Annotated in this window: 25 protein-coding genes and 1 pseudogene; 22 read left to right on the top strand and 4 right to left on the bottom strand. The window is 72.7% G+C overall.

Features of this window, described 5'->3' with window-relative positions; all coding sequences use genetic code 11:
• The 3 genes and pseudogenes from ACIP37_RS31550 to ACIP37_RS31560 form a co-directional block, all read left to right on the top strand.
• A pseudogene (locus ACIP37_RS31550) lies at window positions 1-404 on the top strand (NmrA family transcriptional regulator); the annotation flags it as partial.
• A gap of 181 nt (window positions 405-585) precedes the next feature.
• The gene (locus ACIP37_RS31555; RefSeq protein WP_063350756.1) at window positions 586-1,179 is read left to right on the top strand and encodes a DUF1772 domain-containing protein; all 594 of its coding nucleotides are present in this window, start codon (window positions 586-588) and stop codon (window positions 1,177-1,179) included.
• A 223-nt stretch (window positions 1,180-1,402) separates the two neighbouring features.
• A complete protein-coding gene (locus ACIP37_RS31560) occupies window positions 1,403-2,107 on the top strand; it encodes a polysaccharide deacetylase family protein (RefSeq protein WP_400812152.1) in 705 nt (234 codons plus the stop codon).
• 114 nt (window positions 2,108-2,221) lie between these two features.
• Here the strand turns inward: ACIP37_RS31560 and ACIP37_RS31565 are convergent, their stop codons facing one another.
• On the bottom strand, window positions 2,222-2,716 hold the full coding sequence (locus tag ACIP37_RS31565; RefSeq protein ID WP_063350758.1) for a DUF1772 domain-containing protein: 495 nt from the start codon (window positions 2,714-2,716) through the stop codon (window positions 2,222-2,224).
• A gap of 164 nt (window positions 2,717-2,880) precedes the next feature.
• Between ACIP37_RS31565 and ACIP37_RS31570 the strand changes: the two genes are divergently transcribed.
• The 4 genes from ACIP37_RS31570 (at window position 2,881) to ACIP37_RS31585 (ending at window position 8,049) form a co-directional block, all read left to right on the top strand.
• Window positions 2,881-3,888: an AraC family transcriptional regulator gene (locus tag ACIP37_RS31570; RefSeq protein WP_350886904.1), complete on the top strand. Its 1,008-nt coding sequence runs from the start codon at window positions 2,881-2,883 to the stop codon at window positions 3,886-3,888.
• A gap of 171 nt (window positions 3,889-4,059) precedes the next feature.
• Window positions 4,060-5,220: a GDSL-type esterase/lipase family protein gene (locus ACIP37_RS31575; RefSeq protein ID WP_363588708.1), complete on the top strand. Its 1,161-nt coding sequence runs from the start codon at window positions 4,060-4,062 to the stop codon at window positions 5,218-5,220.
• A 102-nt stretch (window positions 5,221-5,322) separates the two neighbouring features.
• The gene (locus ACIP37_RS31580; protein WP_363588706.1) at window positions 5,323-5,919 is read left to right on the top strand and encodes a hypothetical protein; all 597 of its coding nucleotides are present in this window, start codon (window positions 5,323-5,325) and stop codon (window positions 5,917-5,919) included.
• A 156-nt stretch (window positions 5,920-6,075) separates the two neighbouring features.
• Complete coding sequence (locus tag ACIP37_RS31585) at window positions 6,076-8,049, top strand: LamG-like jellyroll fold domain-containing protein (RefSeq protein ID WP_400812148.1); 1,974 nt, start codon at window positions 6,076-6,078, stop codon at window positions 8,047-8,049.
• Between the two features lie 44 nt (window positions 8,050-8,093).
• Here the strand turns inward: ACIP37_RS31585 and ACIP37_RS31590 are convergent, their stop codons facing one another.
• Window positions 8,094-9,347, bottom strand: a complete 1,254-nt coding sequence (locus ACIP37_RS31590; protein ID WP_400812188.1) for an SLC13 family permease — start codon at window positions 9,345-9,347, stop codon at window positions 8,094-8,096.
• A gap of 176 nt (window positions 9,348-9,523) precedes the next feature.
• On the opposite strand from ACIP37_RS31590, the gene ACIP37_RS31595 reads away from it, so the two are divergent.
• The 14 genes from ACIP37_RS31595 (at window position 9,524) to hypE (ending at window position 22,622) form a co-directional block, all read left to right on the top strand.
• A complete protein-coding gene (locus tag ACIP37_RS31595; RefSeq protein WP_363588702.1) occupies window positions 9,524-10,579 on the top strand; it encodes a hydrogenase expression protein HypE in 1,056 nt (351 codons plus the stop codon).
• 89 nt (window positions 10,580-10,668) lie between these two features.
• Complete coding sequence (locus ACIP37_RS31600) at window positions 10,669-12,453, top strand: nickel-dependent hydrogenase large subunit (protein ID WP_363588701.1); 1,785 nt, start codon at window positions 10,669-10,671, stop codon at window positions 12,451-12,453.
• Window positions 12,450-12,911, top strand: coding sequence for a thioredoxin (locus ACIP37_RS31605; RefSeq protein WP_363588699.1), 462 nt, complete (start codon window positions 12,450-12,452; stop codon window positions 12,909-12,911). Before ACIP37_RS31600 ends, ACIP37_RS31605 begins: the two co-directional genes overlap by 4 nt.
• On the top strand, window positions 12,908-13,555 hold the full coding sequence (locus tag ACIP37_RS31610; protein ID WP_363588697.1) for a DUF5947 family protein: 648 nt from the start codon (window positions 12,908-12,910) through the stop codon (window positions 13,553-13,555). Before ACIP37_RS31605 ends, ACIP37_RS31610 begins: the two co-directional genes overlap by 4 nt.
• The gene (locus ACIP37_RS31615) at window positions 13,552-14,286 is read left to right on the top strand and encodes a DUF6084 family protein (protein ID WP_400812145.1); all 735 of its coding nucleotides are present in this window, start codon (window positions 13,552-13,554) and stop codon (window positions 14,284-14,286) included. Before ACIP37_RS31610 ends, ACIP37_RS31615 begins: the two co-directional genes overlap by 4 nt.
• Entirely contained in the window at window positions 14,283-15,653 is a 1,371-nt protein-coding gene (locus ACIP37_RS31620) for a hypothetical protein (protein ID WP_363633403.1), read from the top strand. The genes ACIP37_RS31615 and ACIP37_RS31620 overlap by 4 nt, the downstream gene beginning before the upstream one ends.
• On the top strand, window positions 15,650-16,165 hold the full coding sequence (locus tag ACIP37_RS31625) for a hydrogenase maturation protease (protein WP_363588691.1): 516 nt from the start codon (window positions 15,650-15,652) through the stop codon (window positions 16,163-16,165). The genes ACIP37_RS31620 and ACIP37_RS31625 overlap by 4 nt, the downstream gene beginning before the upstream one ends.
• The gene (locus tag ACIP37_RS31630; protein ID WP_380345916.1) at window positions 16,159-16,272 is read left to right on the top strand and encodes a DUF6893 family small protein; all 114 of its coding nucleotides are present in this window, start codon (window positions 16,159-16,161) and stop codon (window positions 16,270-16,272) included. Before ACIP37_RS31625 ends, ACIP37_RS31630 begins: the two co-directional genes overlap by 7 nt.
• Before the next feature lie 217 nt (window positions 16,273-16,489).
• Window positions 16,490-16,870 carry a hydrogenase maturation nickel metallochaperone HypA gene (gene hypA / locus ACIP37_RS31635; RefSeq protein ID WP_363588689.1) on the top strand — a complete coding sequence of 127 codons (381 nt, stop codon included), beginning with the start codon at window positions 16,490-16,492 and terminating at the stop codon, window positions 16,868-16,870.
• Window positions 16,871-16,875: 5 nt separating this feature from the next.
• The gene (gene hypB, locus ACIP37_RS31640) at window positions 16,876-17,676 is read left to right on the top strand and encodes a hydrogenase nickel incorporation protein HypB (protein WP_400812141.1); all 801 of its coding nucleotides are present in this window, start codon (window positions 16,876-16,878) and stop codon (window positions 17,674-17,676) included.
• Window positions 17,673-20,006, top strand: a complete 2,334-nt coding sequence (gene hypF / locus ACIP37_RS31645) for a carbamoyltransferase HypF (protein WP_400812139.1) — start codon at window positions 17,673-17,675, stop codon at window positions 20,004-20,006. The genes hypB and hypF overlap by 4 nt, the downstream gene beginning before the upstream one ends.
• Before the next feature lie 60 nt (window positions 20,007-20,066).
• Window positions 20,067-20,393: a HypC/HybG/HupF family hydrogenase formation chaperone gene (locus tag ACIP37_RS31650; protein ID WP_400812186.1), complete on the top strand. Its 327-nt coding sequence runs from the start codon at window positions 20,067-20,069 to the stop codon at window positions 20,391-20,393.
• A complete protein-coding gene (hypD, locus tag ACIP37_RS31655) occupies window positions 20,390-21,514 on the top strand; it encodes a hydrogenase formation protein HypD (protein WP_363588683.1) in 1,125 nt (374 codons plus the stop codon). Before ACIP37_RS31650 ends, hypD begins: the two co-directional genes overlap by 4 nt.
• 40 nt (window positions 21,515-21,554) lie before the next feature.
• On the top strand, window positions 21,555-22,622 hold the full coding sequence (gene hypE / locus ACIP37_RS31660) for a hydrogenase expression/formation protein HypE (protein ID WP_363588712.1): 1,068 nt from the start codon (window positions 21,555-21,557) through the stop codon (window positions 22,620-22,622).
• A 179-nt stretch (window positions 22,623-22,801) separates the two neighbouring features.
• Here the strand turns inward: hypE and ACIP37_RS31665 are convergent, their stop codons facing one another.
• Both ACIP37_RS31665 and ACIP37_RS31670 read right to left on the bottom strand, forming a co-directional pair.
• Window positions 22,802-22,996 (bottom strand): hypothetical protein, encoded by a 195-nt coding sequence (locus ACIP37_RS31665; protein ID WP_363588681.1) that lies wholly within the window; start codon window positions 22,994-22,996, stop codon window positions 22,802-22,804.
• A gap of 190 nt (window positions 22,997-23,186) precedes the next feature.
• On the bottom strand, window positions 23,187-23,690 hold the full coding sequence (locus ACIP37_RS31670) for a GNAT family N-acetyltransferase (protein ID WP_400812136.1): 504 nt from the start codon (window positions 23,688-23,690) through the stop codon (window positions 23,187-23,189).
• Window positions 23,691-23,863: 173 nt separating this feature from the next.
• Here ACIP37_RS31670 and ACIP37_RS31675 point away from each other — a divergent pair, with 173 nt between their 5' ends.
• The gene (locus ACIP37_RS31675) at window positions 23,864-24,139 is read left to right on the top strand and encodes a hypothetical protein (protein WP_400812135.1); all 276 of its coding nucleotides are present in this window, start codon (window positions 23,864-23,866) and stop codon (window positions 24,137-24,139) included.
• Window positions 24,140-24,287 lie beyond the last annotated feature (148 nt).

Below are 24,287 nucleotides of genomic sequence, written 5' to 3' on the forward strand. Positions count from 1 at the left end.
TGCTGGCGGGGGAGTTGGCGTTGCCGGTGGGGGGTGCGGTGGAGCCGTTCGTGGATGCGGAGGACATCGCGGAGGTGGCGGTGGCGGCGTTGACGCAGGCGGGGCATGCGGGGGAGGTGTACGAGTTGACGGGGCCGCGGTTGCTGTCGTTCGCGGAGGTGGCGGTGGAGTTGTCGCGGGCGACGGGTCGTGAGGTGCGGTTCGAGGCGGTGTCGGAGGCGGCGTACCGGGGGGTGTTGGAGGAGGCGGGTCTGCCGGGGGATTTCGCGGAGCTGTTCTCGGTGATCCTGGACGGTCGTAACGCTTCGTTGGGGGACGGGGTGCGGCGGGCGTTGGGGCGTGAGCCGCGGGACTTCGCCGACTTCGCCCGCGAGGCCGCCGCGTCCGGGGTCTGGGACGTGTGAGCCGCCCACCGCTCCGCACAACTCGCAGGCCAGTCAGTTTCGTTGATCGTCGGTGCCGGGCCTCGCCGACTTCCTGACCGTCCATCCGGGTCGAACCCGGGAGCGGTACGGAAGCCGGTGCCCGGGCACCGTGGTGGCCCCCGCGCTGGGCGGGGGCCGGGGAGAAATCGAAGGATTACCGATGCGCTCGAACCAGACCGCGACTCCAGCTTCCTACTCCGCTCCATCCTCCTTCGGCGGCCTCGCGCCGGGCGCCTCGGCGGCCCCCGCCGCACGGAGCAAGGCCGCCGGGCCCGTCCTGGCGGGCGCCACCATCGCGATGGGCCTGATGGCGGGCCTGTTCTTCGCCTTCGACGTGTCCGTGATGCCGGGCCTCGCGGCGGGCGACGACCGGACGTACGTGACGGCGATGCAGCACATCAACAAGTCGATCGAGAACGGCATGTTCGGCCTGGTCTTCGTCGGAGCCTTCGTGGCGACGGGCGTGGCGGCCTGGCTCCAGCACAAGGCCGGGCGGCGGCAGGCGGCGCTGTGGGCCGCCGGGGCGACGGTGCTCTACGTGGTGGCCCTGATGGTCACCATGGGCGTCAACATCCCGCTTAACAACCAGCTGGCGCAGGCCGGCGACCCGTCCCAGATCACCGACTTCGCGGGCGTGCGCGCCAAGTTCGAGGGCACCTGGGTGGCCACCAACATGCTCCGCACGCTGCTCTGCACGGGCGGCCTGGCGGCCCTGACCCGGGCGCTGGTCCTGCACGGCCGCGCCTCGCGCTGAACGGCCGGGCCCCGCAACGGGGTTGACGCCCCTGGTGGATCCCCACCGGGGGCGGTCGCCATGCCCGGCCCTGTGCCTGGCCCTGTTCCCGGCCCTGTTTCCGCGGCTGGTCAACCCGCCGGGCAGCTGGCCGAATTCACCCCCGGCCGGTCGCGGCGACGGCGCCGTTCGGCGCAGACTGGTCGGTACAGGGCGGTTCCGGCACCAGGGGCAGGGGGCAGGCATGGCCGTACATTCCGGCAGGCGCAGGGCGGTTGGGCGGATTCGGACCGCGATCGGCGCACTCGCCGTCGCCCTGGTGGCGGGAGCGGCGGTCGCGGTGCCGGCCGCACCCGCCGAGGCGGCGGGCGCCAAGGCCGACAAGGGAGGAAAGGTCGTCTACCTCACCTTCGACGACGGCCCCAGCCCCACGTACACGCCGAAGATCCTCGGGATCCTCGCCCGCTACGGCGTGCGTGCGACGTTCTTCGAGGTCGGGCAGAACGTCGCCGCCCATCCGGCGCTCACCGGGCAGGTCGCCCGGGCGGGCCACAGCGTGCAGAACCACTCCTGGTCGCACCCGGACCTGCGCCGGCTCTCGGCCTCCGCCGTCAACGCCCAGGTGGCGAACACGGACAAGGCGATCCGCGCCCAGACCGGCCGCACCCCGAGCTGCCTGCGCCCGCCCTACGGTTCGGTCGACGGCGCGGTGCGCTCGCGGGCGGCGGCGCTCGGCAAGCAGGTCGTGCTGTGGTCGGTTGACCCGACCGACTGGTCCCGGCCGGGAACGGCGGCCATCCAGTCCCGGGTGCTGAAGAACGTCCGCCCGGGCTCGGTGATCCTGCTGCACGACGGCGGCGGAGACCGCAGCCAGACCGCCGCCGCACTTCCGACGATCCTCTCCACCCTCAAGTCACGCGGGTACACCTTCGGGACCCTCTGCGGCTAGGCCCTGTCCGGGGCAAGATCCGCCGGACGGGCCATAGCCCCCGGATACGACTTCGAACTCCCACGAGGCACGCGGGAGTTCGAAGGTGTATCCGGGGGTCCGGCCGGGCGCGGGTCAGGCCTGGCCGTGCAGGATCAGCGCCCAGGCGAGGCAGGCGACGGCGGCGGTGCAGAGCAGGGCGCGCAGCACGTTGAAGCGGACCCAGCGGGCTTCGAAGCGCCCCCGGACGGCGGCCGGGTCGGTGATGCGTCGGGGCTCGCCGCCGGCGGCGAGCTCGTCGTTGAGCGGGATGTTGACGGAGCGGGTGACGCCGATCGCGGCGATGTAGAGCACCAGGGCGGCCACGGTGGCGGGTAGCGCGTGGTGGCCGTCGGAGGGCAGGTGGAGGGCGACGGCGGCGCCGGTGGTGAGGAGGGCGCCGACGAAGCCGAGGACGAACCAGCCGTTCAGGATGGCCACGTTGATGCGCTGCATGACCTCGATGAAGGTGCGGTCCTCGACCCGCGCGAGCGCGGGCATGACCGAGCACGCGAAGGCGTAGAACAACCCGGCGGTCAGTCCACAGGTGACGGTGGCCGCCACCAGTGCGAGTGTGCGTGCCAGTTCCATCTTCGTAGCCCCTCACTGTCTCTGCGTATCTGCGTATCTGCGTATCGGTTCGTCCCCCGTGCGCCGATCATCCGGCATCCGGGCCGCTCGGGCCACCTCGATCACTCAAGACCCTCTCAAATGACGAACCGTCAAATGATGTCTTGCCGTCTACACTTGGGGCCATGGACACTCTGACGGGACTCCTCGACGGCCCCAAGGCCCGCGGTGCGTTCCTGCTGCGCTCGATCCTCACCCCGCCGTGGTCGCTGCGGATCGAGGACCGGGCCCCGCTGTCGGTGGTGACGATGGTTCGCGGCGAGGCCTGGATCCTGCCCGAGCGCGGCACGCCGCTGCTGCTGCACCCCGGCGACGTGGCGATCGTCCGCGGCCCGGAGCCGTACACGGTGGCGGACGACCCCGACACCCCCGTGGACGTGATCGTCGGCCCCGGGCAGGTCTGCACGCGCGGCGGTGTGGACGTCTCCGAGGTGATGTCGCTCGGCGTCCGGACCTGGGGGCAGGGCCGGGAGGGCGACCAGGCATCCTCGGTGGTCCTGTCCGGCACCTACCAGGCCGAGCACGAGATCGGTCAGCGCCTGCTCGCCTGCCTGCCGGCCCTGCTGGTCCGCCCGGCCGGCACCGGCGCCGACGACACCCTGGTGCACCTGCTGGCCGCCGAGATAGGGCGCAACGAGCCCGGTCAGGAGCTGGTCCTGGACCGCATCCTGGACCTGCTGGTCGTCTCCGTGCTGCGCTCCTGGCTCGCCGCCCCCGACTCCGGCGCCCCGGCCTGGTACCGCGCCCAGCACGACGCCGTCGTCGGACCGGTGTTGCGGCTGATGCACGACGACCCGGCCACCGCCTGGACGGTCGCCGACCTCGCCCAGCGGGTCGGGGTGTCGCGGGCGGGCCTGGCCCGCCGCTTCACCGGCCTGGTCGGCGAACCGCCGATGGCCTACCTGGCGGGCTGGCGGCTGGCCGTCGCCGCCGACCTGCTGCGCGAACCCGAGTGCACCGTCGCCTTCGCGGCCCGCAAGGTCGGCTACAGCAACGCCTTCGCCCTCTCGGCGGCCTTCAAGCGCGTCCGCGGGGTCAGTCCGCAGGAGCACCGCCGCCTCGCCGCGACCGGCGCCCCGGCCCAGCAGGCCGGCTTCTCCGGTCCGGCGGAGACGGTCATCCTGGCGGGTTGACGCCGCGGCCGTGGCCGCCGCCGACAGCCAAGGCCTGGGGATCCAGGACCGGGAATCCAAGGCTGTAATCCCATTTGCCTAAACTCATTAGGTAATCCCATACTGACTATAGCCGGATGGCAGAAAGCACATGGCGCGGGCAGGGCCCGCGCAGAACGCGATGGAACAGCGATGAACACCTCTTTCACCACCCCCGTCACCGAGGCCCTGCTGCACGGCCACCTCGACGTCGAGCACACCGAACGCGGCCTGCTGCCGCACCGCCTGCCCGCCCGGGCCCGCCGGCAGATCCCCGACGAACAGCTCGCGATCGCCGAGTCCCAGCCCACCGGCGTCCGGCTGGCCTTCCGCACCCGCGCCACCGCGATCGACCTGCACACCGTCCCGACCAAGCGGGCCTACGTGGGCGTGCCCACCCCGCCCGACGGGGTGTACGACCTCCTCGTCGACGGGCAGCTGACGGCGCAGACCACGGTGTCCGGCGGCAACCTGCGCACCATCGACCTGGGCGCCGGCCGCGTCGAGCTGACCCAGGGCCCGCCCGGCACCGCCCGGTTCACCGGTCTGCCCGCACGGGACAAGACCGTCGAGATCTGGCTCCCGCACACCGAGACCACCGAACTCCTCGCCCTCGACACCGACGCCCCCGTCACCCCGGTCCCGGACGGCACCCGCCGTCGCTGGCTGCACCACGGCAGCTCGATCAGCCACGGCTCCAACGCCACCCACCCGACCGGCACCTGGCCCGCCCTGGCGGCGGCCGCGGGCGGCGTCGACCTGGTCAACCTCGGCTTCGGCGGCAGCGCGCTGCTCGACCCGTTCACCGCCCGCGCCATCCGCGACACCCCCGCCGACCTGATCAGCCTGAAGATCGGCATCAACCTCGTCAACGCCGACGTGATGCGCCTGCGCGCCTTCGTCCCGGCGGTGCACGGCTTCCTCGACACCGTCCGCGAAGGACACCCGGCCACGCCGCTGCTCGTCGTCTCCCCGATCCTCTGCCCGATCCAGGAGGACACCCCGGGACCCCTCGCCGTCGACTTCAGCACCGGGGCACTGCGCTTCCGGGCCACCGGCGACCCGGCCGAGACCGCGGCGGGCCGCCTCACCCTCACCGTCATCCGGACCGAACTCGCCCGCATCGTCGCCGCCCGCGCCGCCGACGGCGACCTCAACCTGCACTACCTGGACGGCCGTTCGCTCTACGGCCGGACCGACCACGACGACCACCCGCTCCCCGACGACCTGCACCCGGACCAGGCCGGCCACCACCGCATCGCCGAGCACTTCACCCGCCTCGCCTTCGGAGACACCGGCCCGTTCGCTGACTGACCCGCCCGCCGCCGCCCTCGTGCGCGACAATCATCCGGTGATCGGGGGGCAACGGGCCAAGGGTCAACGACCGAGGGTCAACGACCGAGGGGGAGAAGGCAGATGAGGCACACCTGGAGCAGGACAGCCACCGGCCTGGCGGCGGCCGTGACGGCGCTGGCGCTCGCCGGCTGCGGATCGACGAGCGCACCGAGCAACGCATCACACACCGAATCCCGCGAGCCCGGCCAGGCCGGGGCCGAGGCCCTGGCCCGCCACGACCGGCTCTTCCCCCAGGTCGCGGCGACATGCGCGGGCGTCGCCGCCACACCGCCGTCCGCCCCGGCCGCCGCCCCCACGGGCGACGGCGGTACCTGGGCCGACAAGTACGCGGAGAACCACGCCTACAAACAGACCGTCAGGCTCCTCGCCGACGCCCAGTGCCGCGGCGAGGCCCACGCGGCACGGATCGCGGACGCCCTGCGGCCCGCCGGCACGCCGGCCGTCCTCGACGAAGCCGGCCTCCGCGCGGCGCTCCAACGCCTCGGCTACCCCGCCGAGCTGGTCAACGTCCGCACCTCCACCGGCGCCCCCGGATTCGACCTCCAAATCCCCGAAGCCGTCTTGTGCGTCAGCGGCCTGCTGACCTCCCCGCCCGACATCCACCCGCACGGCATGTACCTGGACGGCGGCTGCACCGAACCCAAGGGCGGCCACTGACCCGGCCACTGACCCAGCAGCAGAAGCCGGACGGGGAACAGGCCCGCGGGGGACGTTCCCCGGGCGTTCACCGTGCGGAGGCCGGCCGTCCGATCGGCGGTCCGCGTCGTGCCCCTAACGTCGCGATCACCGTGCACGGCCCGAGGAGCTGCCCCGATGAACCACCATCAGAACGACCTTCCCCACGACGACCACGGCTCGAGCTGCCCGCGGACCGTCGGGTTCGACTCCGACGCGCCGGCGGCGGCCGGACGCCGCGCCTTCCTGCGCGCGACGGGGCTGGTAGGCGCCGGGCTGGCGGTCCTCGGGGCGGGCTCCACGGCGACGGCGTCGGCGGACGAGCCCGCCGACGCGACGGCCGACGCCTTCGGCGCGCCCGCCGCCGCGGACGACGGCCGGGGCGCCTGGGATCCGGACCCGGACGGCCCCCGCTTCTCGCTGGCGGTGATGCCCGACACCCAGTACCTCTTCGACGACGACCGGATCCACCCCGCCCCGCTGGAGGCCTCGCTGCGCCACGTGCTGGACGGCAGCGACGAGAACTTCGTCTTCCTCGCGCACCTGGGCGACGTCACCCAGAACGGCAAGGCCGAGGAGTTCGCCGCCGCGGGCAAGGCCTTCACCCTCCTCGACCGCCACGGCGCGGCCTACAGCGTCCTGGCCGGAAACCACGACGTCGGCTCGGGCAGCGACGACCAGCGGGGCCGGACGGCGTACCTGGACACCTTCAACCCGGCCCGGTTCGCCCGCTCGGCGACCTTCAAGGGCGCGAGCCCGGACGGCTACAACACCTACCATCTGTTCCGGGGAGCGGGCCGGGACTGGATGGTGCTCTCGCTGGACTGGCGGCTGTCCGACCGCGGCTTCGCCTGGGCGAACTCGGTGATCGCCCAGCACCCGACCGTGCCGGTCATCCTCACCACCCACGACCTCGCCTACGCCGACGACGGCGGCGCCGCCCAGCTGTCCGACCACGGGCACGCGCTCTGGGACAGGCTGATCAGCGGCAACGACCAGATCTTCCTCGCCCTGAACGGCCACTACTGGCCGCCCGGCAGCACCACGCTGACCAACAAGGCAGGCCACGACGTCCACGTCCACATCACCAACTACCAGAACCGGTACTACGGCGGCGCGGCGATGATCCGCGCCTACCGCTTCGACCTGGACCGCAACACCATCGACGTGCGGACGTACTCGCCCTGGATCCAGCAGCTGGCCGCCGAGAAGGTCAACCGCCTCGCCAGCCAGGAGATCGAGCTGACCGGCCCGGTGGACAGCTTCTCGGTGCAGGTGGACTTCGCGCGGCGGTTCGCCGGCTTCGCCCCGGTCCCGGCCCGCCCGGCCCGCCCCGCGCGTCAGGTGACGATCCCGGGCACGGTCGCCTACTGGCGCTTCGACGGCGGCCGGCCGGCCGGCAGCGCCGTCGCCGACTCCCAGGTCGTCAAGGACCTGAGCGGTCACGGCAACGACCTCGTCAAGCAGACCGCCCCGGGCAGCCCGGCCGGGACGCTCACCTGGTCCACCGAGTCGCACCCCGACCAGCCCGGCCGCGGCAGCCTCTACTTCGAGGGCCGGGGCAAACCGGTCCAGGGCGCGTACCTGCAGACCGTCGCCAAGGCCCCGATGAACGCCGACACCTTCCAGCAGGGCTACACCTTCGAGGCGTTCTTCAAGCTGCCGGCCGACTGGGACGCCGGCCGCAACGCCTGGACGGCGCTGCTCAGCCGCTGGGGCACGAGCGGGGAGGCGGGGAAGACCGGCCCCGACACCGACCCGCAGGAGCCGGTCGCCACGCTCAGCCTGTCCGGCGGGCGGGAACTGCAGTGGTGCGTCTACCCGACCAACCTGAGCGGCCCCGTCACCAACTGGGGCCACGAACTCCCGCTCGGCGCCTGGTGGCACGTCGCGGTCGTCAACAACAAGCGGCTCACCCGGATGTACGTGAACGGTTGCGAGGTCGTCCGCAACCCCTCGACACCGTCCGAGGGCCTCAGCACCCTCGGCCACCCCTGGCTGCTCGGCGGTTACGAGTACGGCGGCGCGCTCAGTCAGGTCTTCCACGGCTGGATCGGCGACGTCCGCGTGGTCAACCGCCCCCTGCCGGTCCGGGACTTCATGATCTCCTGACACCCCCGCGCCCCGGGGCGCCCGCCCCACGGGCGCCCCGCCCGTCAGCCTCCCAGCGCCCGCAGCGACACCCACAGCGCCAGGACGGACAGCACCAGCGCCGACGGGACGGTGAGCAGACCGAGGCGGGTGAACTCGCCCAGCCGGACGGTGCTCCCGTGCTGGTGGACGATCTTGCGCCACAGCAGGGTGGCCAGGGAGCCGGCGTAGGTGAGGTTGGGGCCGATGTTCACGCCGAGCAGCATCGCCAGCACCGCACCCGGGCCGGAGGCCGCCGTCAGCGGCAGGAGGACCAGGACGGCGGGCAGGTTGTTGATCACGTTCGCGAGGACGGCGGCCAGCACGGCGACCGCGAGCAGGGACGGCAGTCCGGTGCCGGCGGGGACCACGTGGCCGAGCGCGGTGGCGAGGCCGTTGTCGACGACGGCGCGGACGACGATCGCGAGGGCGACGACGAAGGCGAGGAACGGAACGTTCGCGGCCCGGACGACCGCCGTCGGCGTGATGCGGCGCCGGGCGAGCGCCCGGCCGGCCAGCACGAGGGCCCCCGCCGCGGCCGCCCACGCCGGATTGACGCCCAGCGCGGAGGTGAGGACGAACCCGCCGAGCGTGCAGGCCACCACGACGAGCGCGAACAGCGGCAGCTCGGGGGCCGCCTCGTCCGGTGGCGGCGGGGCCCCGCTGTCCAGGTCGGCGGCGAAGAACCGGCGGAAGACCGCGTACTCGGCGCCGATCGCCACCAGCCACGGCAGGGCCATCAGCGCGGCGAACCGGGTGAAGCTCAGGCCGCTGGCCGCGAACGCCAGCAGGTTGGTCAGGTTGGACACCGGAAGCAGCAGCGACGCGGTGTTCGACAGGTGTGCGCAGGCGTAGACGTGCGGCTTCGGCCGGGCGCCGAGCCGGGTGGCGGTCGCGAACACCACCGGGGTCAGCAGCACCACCGTCGCGTCCAGGCTCAGCACCGCGGTGATCACCGAGGACAGGGCGAACACCTGCACCAGCAGCCGTCCGGGCCGCGCGGCGGTCCGGGCCATCCACGCCCCGCAGGCGTGGAACAGCCCCTCCTCGTCGCACAGCTGCGCCAGTACCAGCACCGCCGCCAGGAACCCGACCACCGGCCCCAGCCGTTCGGCCTCCTCCAACGCGTGCGCGGGCGATATCGCTCCGGTGGCGACCAGCAGGGCGGCGGCGGGCACCGCGACGGCGGCCTCGGGCCAGCCCCACGGCCGGGCGACGGCACAGGCCAGCACGGCCAGCAGCAGTACCAGTGCCAGGCCCTCCGCGAGCGGGGTGTTCAGTGCGGGCTCCCTTCGAGACCAGCCGAGTCCGGCTGACGGCCACCCGGACGGGTGCACCGGCGCGCGTCCCTTCGAGCGACCTGCCCGGCTCTCTGGACCGGCGGCCGGACTGAACTGCTGCTATGAATTTTTTGAGCCTATCTGTTCGGCTCCCGTTTTTTTGAGGAGGCATCCTCATGGGTGCGGTTGCAACAACTTCAGCCGATGCCGCCGTGGTGCACATTCTCTGGATCAATGCGGGTCTGAGCTGCGACGGGGACTCGGTCTCCCTGACCGCGGCGATGCAGCCCAGCATCGAGGAGATCGTCACCGGCGCGCTCCCCGGCCTGCCGGAGGTCGCCGTCCACTGGCCGCTGATCGACTTCGAGTGCGGTCCGGTCCAGGGCGCGGACAACTTCGTGGAGTGGTTCTTCAAGGCGGACCGCGGCGAGCTCGACCCCTTCGTCCTGGTCGTCGAGGGTTCCATCCCGAACGAGACGATCAAGGAGGAGGGCTACTGGTGCGGTTTCGGCGACAACCCGGACACCGGCCAGCCGATCACCACCAGTGAGTGGCTGGACCGCCTCACCCCCAAGGCCACCGCGGTGGTCGCCATCGGGACCTGCGCCACCTACGGCGGCATCCACGCGATGGCCGGCAACCCGACCGGTGCCATGGGCGTGCCCGACTACCTGGGCTGGGACTGGAAGTCCAAGGCGGGCCTGCCGATCGTCTGCGTGCCGGGCTGCCCGATCCAGCCCGACAACTTCGCCGAGACGCTGACCTACCTGCTGTACCAGCTGGCCGGTTCCGCGCCGATGATCCCGTTGGACGACAAGCTGCGTCCGGCCTGGCTGTTCGGCGCGACCGTGCACGAGGGCTGCGACCGCGGCGGGTACTACGAACAGGGCCAGTTCGCCACCGACTACGGCACGCCCGAGTGCCTGGTGCGCCTCGGCTGCTGGGGCCCGGTCGTCAAGTGCAACGTCGCCAAACGCGGCTGGATCAACGGCATCGGAGGCTGCCCCAACGTCGGCGGCATCTGCATCGCCTGCACCATGCCGGGCTTCCCCGACAAGTTCATGCCGTTCATGGACCCGCCTCCCGGCTCCCGGGTCTCGACGGGTGCCAGCTCGGCGTACGGGGCGGTGATCCGCCGCCTGCGCACGATCACGGGCCGGACGGTCGACCGGGAGCCCAAGTGGCGGCACACGGGGCGCCGCCTGACCACCGGTTACCGCCCGCCGTGGTGACCCCTTTCCCCCTTCGGCCCGCCCGCCCCGCCCGGGGCGGGCGGGCCGTTGCAGAGCCTCCTCCCGCTGACAGAAGGGCATGACAGACGATGGCACCGACGACCAGGACGGCCGGCGACGGCAGCGGTCTGGTGGAGATGTCCTGGGACCCGATCACCCGGATCGTGGGCAGCCTGGGCATCCACACGAAGATCGACTTCAAGCAGAAGAAGGTCGCGGAGTGCTACAGCACCTCCTCGGTCTTCCGCGGCTACAGCGTCTTCATGCGCGGCAAGGACCCGCGCGACGCGCACTTCATCACCAGCCGGATCTGCGGCATCTGCGGCGACAACCACGCCACCTGTTCCGTCTACGCGCAGAACATGGCCTACGGGGTCAAGCCCCCGCACCTCGGCGAGTGGATCATCAACCTCGGCGAGGCCGCCGAGTACATGTTCGACCACAACATCTTCCAGGAGAACCTGGTCGGGGTCGACTACTGCGAGAAGATGGTCCGCGAGACCAACCCCGGCGTCCTGGAACTGGCCGAACGCACCGAGGCACCGCACGCCGGCGACCACGGGTACCGCACCATCGCCGACATCATGCGCTCACTGAACCCCATCGAGGGCGAGTTCTACCGCGAGGCGCTCCAGGTCAGCCGCTACACCCGGGAGATGTTCTGCCTGATGGAGGGCCGCCACGTGCACCCCTCCACCCTCTACCCCGGCGGCGTCGGCACGGTGGCCACCGTCCAGCTGTTCACCGACTACCTGACCCGGCTGATGCGCTACGTGGAGTTCATGAAGAAGGTCGTGCCGCTGCACGACGACCTCTTCGACTTCTTCTACGAGGCCCTGCCCGGCTACGAGGAGGTCGGCCGGCGCCGCGTCATGCTCGGCTGCTGGGGCAGCCTCAACGACCCGGACCACTGCGACTTCACCTACCGCAACATGACGGACTGGGGCCGGCGGATGTTCGTCACCCCGGGCATCGTGGTGGACGGCAAGCTCGTCACCAACGACCTCACCGAGATCAACCTCGGCATCCGCATCCTGCTCGGCAGTTCCTACTACCAGGACTGGGAGGGCAAGGAGCTCTTCGTCACCCACGACCCGCTGGGCAACCCCGTCGACCCCCGCCACCCCTGGAACCAGCACACCATCCCGGCCCCGCAGAAACGCGACTTCGACGACAAGTACAGCTGGGTGATGTCCCCCCGCTGGTTCGACGGCAAGGACTACCTCGCCCTCGACACCGGCGGCGGTCCGATCGCCCGCCTGTGGTCCACCGCGCTGTCCGGACTGGTCGACATCGGCTACATCAAGGCCACCGGACACAGCGTGCAGATCAATCTGCCGCGCTCCATGACCAAGCCGGAGACCACCTTCGAGTGGAAGATCCCGCAGTGGAGCAACGCCATCGAACGCAACCGCGCCCGCACCTACTTCCAGGCCTACGCGGCCGCCGCGGCCCTGCACTTCGCCGAGAAGGCGCTCGACGAGGTCCGGGCCGGGCGCAGCCAGACCTGGGAGCGCTTCGAGGTGCCGGACGAGTCGATCGGCTGCGGCTTCACCGAGGCCGTACGCGGCGTGCTGTCCCACCACATGGTGATCCGGGACGGCAAGATCGCCAACTACCACCCCTACCCGCCGACCCCGTGGAACGCCAGCGTCCGCGACAGCTTCGGCACCCCCGGCCCCTACGAGGACGCCGTCCAGAACACCCCGATCTTCGAGGAGAACCCCCCGGAGACCTTCAAGGGCATCGACATCATGCGCGCCGTGCGCAGCTTCGACCCCTGCCTGCCCTGCGGCGTCCACATGTACCTGGGTGACGGGAAGACGGTGCAGACCATGCACGTGCCCACTGGGCTGAGCGGACTCACCGCATGACCCCGGAACAGGCGGGGGCCCGCATCCAGGAGGCCCTGGACCAACTGGCCGGCGCCGACGCGCAGGAGGCCGGCGAGCACCTCGTCCGCGAACTGATGGCCCTCTACGGCGACGCCCTGGCCCGCCTCGTCCAGGCCCTGCCGCCCGCCGCGCTGGCCCGGCTGCTGGACGAACCGTCGCTGGCCGGGCTGCTCGTCCTGCACGACCTGCACCCCGAGGACGTCACCGCCCGCATCACCCGCGCACTCGCCACCCTGCCCGAACCGGTCGACCTGGCCGCCTTCGACCCCGCCACCGGCACCGCCCGGCTGCGCCGCACCCGCAGCGGCTGCGGGTGCGGCGAACAGGACATCGAGAACGCCCTGGCCTGCCACGCCCCCGAGGTCACCGCGGTCGAGCTCGAACGCCCCGCGGAACTGCTGCAGATCGGCGCTCGGCCCCCGGCGGACCCGCGATGACCTTCCGCCAGCTCGACCGGCCCGGCACCGCGCTGCTGCGCCGGCTGCGGGAGCCCGCACCCCCGCAGCCGCAACGCTGCGAGTTCTGCGGCCGGCACCTGCCCGCCGAGCACCGCCACCTGGCGGACACCGACCAGCAGGCGCTCACCTGCGCCTGCACCGCCTGCGCCCTGCTGTTCCAGCAGCCCGGCGCGGCCGACGGCCGCTACCGCGCCGTCCCCGACCGCTACCTGACCGACCCGGCCCACCCCCTCGGCGAGGACGCCTGGGCAGCCCTCGGCATCCCGGTCGCCACCGCGTTCCTGCTGCGCACCACGCGTCTGCAGCGGTCCGTCCTGCTCTACCCCGGCCCGGGTGGCGCGACCGAGGCCGAACCCGACGAGGCCGCCTGGCAGGCCGCGCTCGGCGGCAGCCGCCTCCACGCCGCGCTGCGGCCGGACGTCGAGGCGCTACTGCTGCGGCGCGACACCGATGGCATCCAGTGCTACCTGGTGCCGGTCGACGTCTGCTACGAACTCGTCGGCCGGCTGCGGCGCTGCTGGAAGGGCTTCGACGGCGGGGCCGAGGCGCGCGCCGAACAGGCCGCCTTCTTCGACCGCCTGGCCGCCCGGTCCCGCGTCCTCCCCGAAGGCGGCGCCCGGTGACCTCGATCTCCTTCGCCTGCACCGGAGTGCGGGCCGATCCCTACGCCGCCGGGCCCGCCCTCGTCTTCCGGCTGCGCATCACCGCCCCCGCCGACGTGCGGGTGCACGCGCTGGCGCTGCGCTGCCAACTGCGGATCGAACCGGCCCGCCGCCGCTACGGCGACGCCGAGGGCGGGCGGCTGACCGACCTGTTCGGCGAGCGCTCACGCTGGGCCGGCACCCTCCACCCGGTCCAGTTCGCCCAGGTCCCGCTGCTGGTCGGCGCGTTCACCGGCGAAACCGAGACCGACCTGGTGGTGCCCTGCACCTACGACATGGACGTCTCCGCCGCCCGCTACCTCGCCGCACTGGACGACGGGGACGTGCCGCTGTTGCTGCTCTTCTCGGGTACCGCCTTCGCCGGCCCCGGCGGCTTCCAGGTCACCCCGGTGGCCTGGGACCAGGAAGCCGCCGTGCGGATGCCGGTCAAGGTCTGGCGGGAGGCGATCGACGCGCACTTCCCGGGCTGTGGCTGGCTCCGGCTGCCCGCCGACCTGATGGCCGAACTGCTCGCCTACCGCTCCCGGCACGCCCTGCCGTCCTGGGAGGCCACCGTGCGCGAGCTGCTCGGCACGGCCCCGACCACGAAGCCGACCCGGACCACAGCGCCGACCCGGACCACAGCGACGACCCAGGCCGCGAAGCCACCCCAGGCCGTCAAGGCGGCCCAGACCGCGAAGGGGGAGCGGTGACCGCGCCCGCCCACGAGAGCGAGAACAGGTTCGCCCACGCCCGGCAGATCGCCGACGCCGTCCTGTTCGAGGGCTACGTGCTCTACCCCTACCGGGCGTCAGCGGCCAAGAACCGGCTGCGCTGGCAGTTCGGCGTCCTGACCCCGCCGCGCTACGGCGCCGACAGCGGCGAGCACTCCCACCAGCGCACCGAGTGCGTGATGGAAGCGCGCCAGGGCGACCAGCTGGCCGTCGAGCTGCGGTTCCTGCGCCTCCAACGGCGGACGGTCCAAGAGGCCGGCAGACAGGGCGGATTCCGGACCGTCGATGAGCTGGAGCTCGCCGACCGGGTGCTCGTCCCCTGGGACGAAGGGGTCGAGGAGCGGATCGAACTCCTCATCCCGGTCGAGGAATTGGCGGCCGGTGAAGCCGTCCGCGGCTTCGAACTCGACGCGTCCGAGGACGAGGAGCCGCTCGTCGAGGACGGTGCGCTGGCCGGGCGGCTCCTGCGCCGCCGCGAACGGGTCCAGGGCCGACTGCGGATCACCGCCCAGGACGTACCCGGCCCCTACCGGGCGCAGCGGCTGACCGTCCTGGTGGAGAACACCTCCGACTGGGACCCGGTGCCCGGCACCCGACGCGAGGCCGCACTGGCGCACGCCCTCGTCTCGGCCCACCTGCTGCTCGGCCTCGACCGCGGCTCCTTCCTCTCGGCGACCGACCCGCCCGAGTGGGCGGGCGAGGCGGTGCGCGCCTGCCGCAACGAGCACACCTGGCCCGTGCTGGCGGGCCCGCCCGGCAGCGGCAAGGTGCTGCTCTCCTCGCCGATCATCCTGGATGACCACCCGCACATCGCCCCCGAGAGCCCCGGCGCGCTCTACGACGCCACCGAGATCGACGAGATCCTCGCGCTGCGCACCGCGGCCCTGACCGAGCGGGAGAAGCGCGAGGCCCGGGGCACCGACGACCGGGCCGGCGCGGTGATCGACCTCGCCGACTCGATGCCCCCCGAGATCCTGGAACGGCTGCACGGCGCCGTCCGGGGGCTGCGCGAACTCACCCACCCCGAAGCCGGGGCGGACCGGCCCTGGTGGGACCCGGGCAACGACCCGCAGACCGACCCCGAACGGGACCAGGTGATGATCGACGGCCGCCCGGTCGCCGCCGGCAGCCGGGTGCGGCTCCGGCCCGGGCGCCGCCGCACCGACGCCCAGGACGTGTTCCTGCACGGGCGCACCGCGCTGGTGGAGGCGGTGCTGCACGACGTCGACGGTTCGGTGCACCTGGCCGTCACCGTGGACGACGACCCGGGTGCCGACCTGTGGCGGGCGCAGGGCCGCTTCCGGTATTTCCAGCCGGACGAGGTCGCCCCGGTGGAAGGGCCGTGAGCGCCGACCGGACCGGGCGGGTCCTGGTCGCCGGGGTCGGCAACATCTTCCTCGGCGACGACGGCTTCGGGGTCGAGACCGTCCGGCGCCTCGCCGCCCGGGAGCTGCCCGCCGGCGTCGAGCTCCTCGACGTCGGCGTGCGCGGCGTGCACCTGGCCTACCAACTCCTCGACGGCTACCGGACGCTGGTGCTCGTCGACGCCACCGCACGCGGCGGCGAGCCGGGGACGGTGTACCTGATCGAAGCGGACGCCGGACCGGTGGAATCGATGGTCCTGGACGGCCACCGGATGGGCCCGGACGCCGTGCTCGCCCTGCTCGCGACCCTGGCCGCCGGAACGGGCGGCACCGCGCCCGGGCGGGTCCTGGTGGTCGGCTGCGAACCCGCCTCACTGGAGGAGGGAATCGGACTGAGCACCCCGGTGGCCGCCGCCGTCGACGAGGCGGTCGCCGTGATCCTGCGCGTCCTCACCACGGACGCACACACCCACAGAGAGGCGGCACCATGCTGAAGAACCTCGCCGTCGCGGCTGCCGCGGCCGTCCTGGCCGCAGCCGCGGCGCTGATCTGGCAGAGCCTTCCCGACCTGAGGCGCTACCTGCGGATCCGGCGGATGTAGGAGCGGATGCGGTAGCGGAGCAGTACGCGCGGGGACCACCACCGGCGTGCTGCGAACAGGTAGTCACGGATACGGCGGCGGCGCGGCTTCGAGCCGTTCCCGCCGCCGCACCCTGTAATGGGGCCTGTTGCTCACGGGGCCTGTTGCTCACGGGGCCTGGACACCGGGCCCGCGCCCCCACGGAGCCGGGCGCCTCCAACCGCGGGAAACGAGACAGATGCACGAGATGTCGATCGCGACGGCCGTCGTCGACCAGGTGGACCGGGCCGCCCGCGCACACGGGGAGAGCGCCGTGGCCAGAGTCCGGCTGCAGATCGGCGAACTGGCCGGAGTCGTTCCGTCGGCACTCGACTTCTGCTTCGAACTGGCCTGCGCCGGAACGCTGTTGGAAGGTGCGGTGCTGGAGACCGAGGCCGTCGCCGCACGGGCGAAGTGCACGCCCTGCGGGGTCGAGTGGAGCGTCGGCATGCCGCCCGACCTGGGCTGCCCGCGCTGCGCCGGCGCCAGGGTCGAACTGCTGGCCGGGCGTGAGCTGCAGATCCTCGGCGTCGAGTGGTCCGAGCCCCCGACGGGCGCCCGGACCGATCAAGGAGGCTGAAACCGATGTGTCGCACCGTTGATCTCCGGCAGGCGGTTCTCGCCCGCAACGACGACGACGCCCGGCGGCTGCGGGCGGAACTGGCCGCTCGGGGCACCGTCGTGGTGAACCTGCTGTCCAGCCCGGGCAGCGGCAAGACGGCGCTCCTGGAGGCCGAACTCGGCCTGGCCCGGGAGCGCGAGGTGCCCGTCGCGGCCCTCACCGCCGACCTCGCGACCGAGAACGACGCGCGCCGGCTGGCCCGTTCGGGCGCGCCGGTGAAGCAGGTCCTCACCGACGGCCTGTGCCACCTGGAGACGGCGATGCTGCGCGGGCACCTGGCCGGCTGGCTGCCGCCGGACACCCGGCTGGTGTTCGTCGAGAACGTCGGCAACCTGGTCTGCCCCGCCTCCTACGACCTCGGCGAATCGCTGCGGGTCGTCCTCGCCTCGGTCACCGAGGGAGAGGACAAACCGCTCAAGTACCCGACCGCCTTCGGACTGGCCAACCTGGTGCTGGTCACCAAGGCGGACCTCGCGGTCGCGGCACAGTTCGACGAAGCGGCCTTCCTCGCGAGCGTCGCGCGGGTCAACCCGGGGGTGGAGGTGGTCTTCACCTCGGCCCGCACCGGGCAGGGCGCCGGGGCGCTGCTGGACCGGGCGCTCGCGGTGCTGGCCGGAGCGCAGGTCCACCGGCCGGTGATGGCCGGCGCGCACGACCACGACCACGGCAACCACCACGACCTCGGCAACCACCACGACCACGACCACGGCAACGACCACGCGGGGGCCCACGACCACCCGCACCCGGCCGTGGACCTGCCGTGACCACGGATCAGCAGCCGCCCCTGCTCCAGCGCCGCCGGGTCGCCGTGCGCGGACTCGTCCAGGGCGTCGGCTTCCGACCGTTCGTCTTCACCCTCGCCACCGAACTCGGGCTGTCCGGCAGCGTCACCAACACCGGCGAGGGCGTGCTCGCCGAGATCGAGGGCACCGGCGAGGCGGTGACCGCGTTCTGCCGGCGCATCGCCAGCGACGCGCCCCCGCTCGCCGACGTCGCCTCGGTGGACCACCAGCCGCTGGCCGTCACCGGCACACCGGGCTTCGTCATCACCCCCTCCCGCGCCGACGGACCGCACCGCACCCAGATCCCCCCGGACACCGCCACCTGCGCCGACTGCCTCGCCGAACTGGCCGACCCCGCCGACCGCCGCTACCGGCACCCGTTCATCAGCTGCACCAACTGCGGGCCCCGCCACACCATCGTCACCGCCCTGCCGTACGACCGGGCCAACACCACGATGGCGGCCTTCGCGATGTGCCCCGACTGCGCCCGCGAGTACGCCGACCCGGCCGACCGGCGCTTCCACGCCCAGCCCGTCGCCTGCCACACCTGCGGCCCGACCCTCACCCTGTCCGTCCCCGGGCTCCCCGTGCTCGACGGTGAGCAGGCGCTCGCCGAGGCCCGGCGCCTGATCACCTGCGGAGCGGTCCTGGCCGTCAAGGGCATCGGCGGCTACCACCTGGCCTGCGACGCCACCGACGCGGACACCGTCGCCCTGCTGCGCAGGCGCAAGCGGCGCGGTGACAAGCCCTTCGCCCTGATGGCCCGCGACCTCGAACAGCTCAGGGCCCTGGTGGCATCCGGGGCGGTGGAACTGGGGCCCGTCGAGGAAGAACTGCTCACCGGCCCGGTGCGGCCGATCGTACTGCTGCGCCGGGGGCAACACCGGCTCGCGGAACTGGAAGCAGCCGCTCCGCGCAGCCCCGACCTCGGCGTGCTGCTGCCGTACACCCCGCTGCACCACCTCCTGCTCGCCCCTCCCGGCCCCGGACTGCTGGTCATGACCAGCGCGAACCTGTCCGGCGAGCCCATCGTGACGGACGACCGGGAGGCCCTCGCCCGCCTCGCCCCGCTGGTCGACGGCTGGCTCACCCACGACCGCCCCATCCACGTGCCCTGCGAGGACTCCGTGGTGCGGGTGGTGGACGGGCAGCCGCTGCCGGTACGGCGCTCGCGCGGCTACGTGCCGCTCCCGGTGCCCCTGCCGGTGCCGGTGCGGCCCGCGCTGGCCGCGGGCGGCGACCTCAAGAACACCTTCGCGCTGGCCCGGGACGGCTACGCCTGGCTGTCCGGCCACCTCGGCGACATGGACGACCTCGCCACCCTCCGGGCCTTCGACCGCGCGGTGGACCACCTCGGCGCCGTCACCGGCGTGCAGCCCGAAGTGCTCGTCGTCGACCGCCACCCCGGCTACCGCTCTGCCCGGCACGTGCGCAGGTCGGCCCGGGGCCGTGAGGTGCGGGACGTCCAGCACCATCACGCGCACATCGCCTCGGTGATGGCCGAGCACGGCCTCGACGGCAGTCGGCCCGTGATCGGGATCGCCTTCGACGGCACCGGCTACGGAGAGGACGGCGCGGTGTGGGGCGGAGAGGCGCTGCTGGCCGACTACCGGGGCTTTCGGCGTCTCGCCCGGCTCGACTACGTTCCGCTGCCGGGGGGCGACGCGGCCGTGGTGCGCCCGTACCGGATGGCGCTGGCCCATCTGCGGGCGGCAGGACTCCCGTGGGCGGCCGGCCTGCCGCCGGTGCGCTCCTGCCCTGCTGAAGAACTCCGACTGCTGTCACAGCAGTTGGACCGATCGGTGAACTGCGTGCCGACCTCCAGCATGGGTCGGCTGTTCGATGCGGTGTCCTCGCTGGCCGGGGTCTGCCAGCAAGCCGGGTACGAGGCGCAGGCAGCGATCGAGCTGGAGGCGGCTGCCCTCGCGCACGGGCCGGTGGCTGGCCCGGGGGAGGCCTACGCATTCCAACTCGCCGACGAGGGCGGGGTGGTGACCGCCCGACCGGGGCCGGTGCTGGCCGCGGTGGTGGCGGACCTGGCGTCAGGGGCGCCACCCGGACTGATCGCCGCCCGGTTCCACGCGGCGGTGGCCGCGCTGGTACGGGCGGTGTGCGCCGAGATCGGGCGGCGGCACGGCACCCAGACGGTCGCGCTGAGTGGCGGCGTCTTCGCCAACGCGCTGCTGTCCTCGGCGTGCGCGCGGGGCCTGGCGGAGGACGGGTTCACCGTGCTGCGGCACCGCCGGGTGCCGCCCAACGACGCGGGGCTCGCGCTCGGCCAGTTGATGGTGGCGGCGCGGGCCGACGGCTGAGTGGCCGCCCGCACGAAGTTCGGCAGGTTCGGAGGAACCGGAGAGAGGAGGGAGACCGCGATGTGCCTGGCGGTACCCGGAAGAGTGTTGGAGATCGCGGAACGCGACGGGACCAGGATGGCGGTCGTCGACTTCGGCGGGGTCGTCAAGGATGTGTGCCTGGAGTACCTGCCGGACCTGAAGGTGGGCGAGTACGCCATCGTCCACGTCGGGTTCGCCCTGCAGCGGCTGGATGAGGAATCGGCTCGCCGGACCTTGCAGCTGTTCGAGGAACTCGGCCTGCTCCAGGAGGAGTTCGGCGACCCCTGGGAGGCCGCGGAGACTGCGGAGGATGCCGCGGCCTCGGCAGCCTCGGCAGCCTCGGCGAAGCGGGAGGAGGAACGGTGAGATACCTGGAGGAGTTCCAGAACCCCGAGCTGGCCGGCGGCCTGCTCGCCGACATCAGGGCGACGGTCACTCGACCGTGGGCGCTGATGGAGGTGTGCGGCGGTCAGACACACAGCATCATCCGACACGGGATCGACCAACTACTTCCTCCCGAAGTCGAGTTGATCCACGGCCCGGGCTGCCCGGTGTGCGTCACCCCGCTGGAGGTGATCGACAAGGCGCTGGAGATCGCGGCCCGGCCCGAGGTGATCTTCTGCTCCTTCGGCGACATGCTGCGCGTGCCCGGCACCGGCCGTGACCTCTTCCGGGTACGCGGCGAGGGTGGCGACGTCCGGGTGGTGTACTCCCCGCTGGACGCGCTGCGGATCGCCGAGGAGAACCCGCACCGGGAGGTCGTCTTCTTCGGCATCGGCTTCGAGACCACCGCACCACCCAACGCCATGGCGGTGCACCAGGCCAGGAAGCGGGGCATCGGCAACTTCAGCATGCTGGTCTCGCACGTACGGGTGCCACCCGCCATCGAGGCCATCATGAACTCGCCGCAGTGCCGGGTCCAGGGCTTCCTCGCCGCCGGACACGTGTGCAGCGTGATGGGGACCGACGAATACCCTGCGCTCGCCGATCGCCACCGGGTGCCGATCGTCGTCACCGGCTTCGAACCGCTGGACATCCTGGAGGGAATCCGGCGCACCGTACGGCAGTTGGAGAACGGCGAGCACACCGTCGACAACGCCTACGCGCGGGCCGTACGCCCGGAGGGCAACCCGGCGGCCCGGGCCATGCTGGAGGACGTCTTCGAAGTGACGGACCGGGCCTGGCGCGGCATCGGCGTCATCCCGGACAGTGGCTGGCGGCTCTCCCCGCGCTACCGCGACCACGACGCCGAGCACCGCTTCGACGTCGCGCGGATCACCACCGTCGAACCCGCGCAGTGCCGCAGCGGGGAAGTCCTCCAGGGGCTGCTCAAGCCGCACCAGTGCGAGGCCTTCGGCACCGTCTGCACCCCGCGCACCCCGCTCGGCGCCACCATGGTCTCCAGCGAGGGCGCCTGCGCCGCCTACTACCTCTACCGGCGGCTCGACGCGCCGGGCATCGCCCGGGAGGCGAGCCCCGTTGGCTGAGACCCAGACCCAGACCCAGACCCAGACGCAGACGCAGACCCTGACCGGCGCCGGCGGCGCCCCGGACATCCTCGGGTGGAGCTGCCCGCTGCCGCTACGCGATCACCCCCGGGTGGTGATGGGGCACGGCGGAGGCGGGGTGCTGTCGGCCGAACTGGTGGCGAACCTGTTCGCCCCGGCCTTCGGCGGGCCGGTGCTCGCCGGGCTCGCGGACTCGGCGGTCGTCGAGCTCGGCGGTGCCCGGCTCGCCTTCTCCACCGATTCCTACGTCGTGCGGCCGCTCTTCTTCCCCGGCGGCAGCATCGGCGACCTCGCGGTCAACGGAACCGTCAACGACCTGGCCATGAGCGGGGCCCAGGCGGCCTATCTGTCCTGCGGCTTCATCCTGGAGGAGGGCGTGGAGACGGCCGTGGTCGCGCACGTCGCCCAGGCGCTGGGCGCCGCCGCCCGGGCCGCCGGGGTGGAGGTGGTCACCGGCGACACCAAGGTCGTCGAGGCCGGGCACGGCGACGGCGTGTACCTGAACACCGCCGGCATCGGGCTCGTCCCGGCCGGAGTCGACATCCGGCCGCAGCGCGCCGCCCCCGGTGACGTGGTGATCGTCAGCGGTGAGATCGGCCTGCACGGCGTGGCCATCATGAGCGTGCGCGAGGGCCTGGAATTCGGCGTCGAGATCGAGAGCGACTGCGCAGCCCTCGGCGGACTGGTGGCCGCGATGCTGGCCGTCACACCCGACCTGCACGTGCTGCGCGACCCCACCCGGGGCGGCCTCGCGGCGGCGCTCGGTGAGATCGCCGAGGCCGCCCGGGTGGGCGTCGTGGTGAACGAGCGGGCCGTCCCCGTGCCCGCGCAGGTCGCCAACGCCTGTGCGATCCTCGGTCTCGACCCGTTCTACGTCGCCAACGAGGGCAAGCTGGTCGCCTTCGTCCCGCGCGAGCACGCCGACGCCGTCCTCGCCGCGATGCGGGCGCACCCGCTGGGCGCGGGCTCGGCAGTGATCGGCGAGTGCGTGGTGGACCACCCCGGCATGGTCGTCTGCCGCACCCCCTTCGGTGGCACCCGCGTCATCGACCTGCCGATGGGGGAGCAACTCCCGCGGATCTGCTGAGGGTTCCGCCCGCCTCGCGCGGGTGGGGGAACAGGATCGGGGCTCGTACCGGCTTCACCGGTACGAGCCCCGATCCTTGTCCAGGGCGTGCGATCAGCCCGGGGGCACCAGTGCCGCACGGCCCGACGGAGCCGGAATCCTGCCGGTCCCGGGTGTGCCCGGAACCGGCAGGGCGGCGGTCAGCGGCGGGTCCGGCGGAGCGTCAGCAGCAGGCCGCCCGCAGCGCAGTTCGGGCCGAACGCCTGCTCCGGCGGGGGAGGCGCGGAGACCGCCGGCGCGGCAGCGTCGCTGCCCACACCGGTGCAGCCCGCGAGCGGCACGAAGGCCGGCGCGACGGCTGCGGTCAAGACGGGGCAGGTCGTGCGACGACGCATGCGAAGTCCTCCTCAAGGGGGCGAACCGGCCTATCCGGGCTTAATGCGCTCAGATAGCGACACGGGAACGGGATGATCCCCGGGACTGACCTCACCTGACCACCCGTCACCGAATCGGCGCCGGGATCCGGCGGACCGGCCCGCCCGGGCGACGGGCGAGCCGAACGGGCTGTCCTTGCCCGGATCCCCGTCAGGGGGTGAGTCGGAACTCCTCCAACTCCATGCCGTACCAGCGGGTGGTGCGGCCCAGCGCGGTCATGCCGAGCCGGTGGCAGACGGCCAGCGACGGCCGGTTGTCCGGCCGGACCACCGAGTGGATCTCGGCCAGGCCGTCCGCGAATCCCTTGGCCACGACGCCCTGCGCGGCCTCGGTGGCGTAGCCCTGCCCCCAGCTGTCCGGATGGAGGTGCCAGCCGACCTCGACCTCTCCGTCGCCGTCCGGGATCGGGGCGAGCAGGACGGAGCCGGCGACCACGCCGGTGTCCTTCCGTTCCGCCGCCCAGATGCCGAAGCGCGGGTCGGCCGAGCGGGAGCGGAAACGTTCGATCGTCGCCTCGGCGTCAGTGAGGTTCTCCAGGGTGCGGGGATCGCGGCCCAGCCACTGCGTCACCTCCCAGCGGGAGTAGATGTCGAGTGCCCGCTCGCGGTCCTCGGGCTGCCACTGGCGTATCGTCAGGCGATTGGTCGTGAACATGGACGTGATTCTGCTCCGACTGACCTGCGGGTGCCAGGCGCAGGCGCTTTCGTCATCGACCGCGCGGCCTCCCCCGCAGGGCTTCCACCTCGCAGCTTCCACCGCTCCGACCTGACGGGCTCCCGTGCGCAGGGCGACTTTGGGCCAAGATTGCCTGTTCATGCGATCGGCACATGTCGTGCACACCTCCTCCCCGCAGGGTGTGGCCGTTCCAGGAACCGGTCAAGGACGGGATCTGGACCTGTTCGGGCTCGCCGATCGTCCCCGGGTACGTCATCACCGACCACATCCGCAACGGCTGCAACGGCGTCGGGTCCTGGCGGCACAACCTCGCGCGCGTCGGCCTGTGGACCTGCCCGAGCTCGCCCATCCCGGCCGGCTTCCGCGCCGCCACGTACAGCGCCGGCGGGTGCAGCGGCCTCGGCGCCTGGGCCCTGGTCCGCGCCTGACCCCACCCGCCCGGCCTGGAGGCACCGCGCACTCGTCGTGCCGGTGCCTCCGGCACGCTCCCACCAGGGCAACTGGTCGAAGCCGTCGCCGTCGACCCGCACAGCGTCGAGATCCACGCCGCCCATCGTGGCCACACAACGGATGGTT

The sequence above is a fragment of the Kitasatospora sp. NPDC088861 genome (genome assembly GCF_044750105.1).
In the GTDB taxonomy this organism is placed as follows: Bacteria; Actinomycetota; Actinomycetes; order Streptomycetales; family Streptomycetaceae; genus Kitasatospora.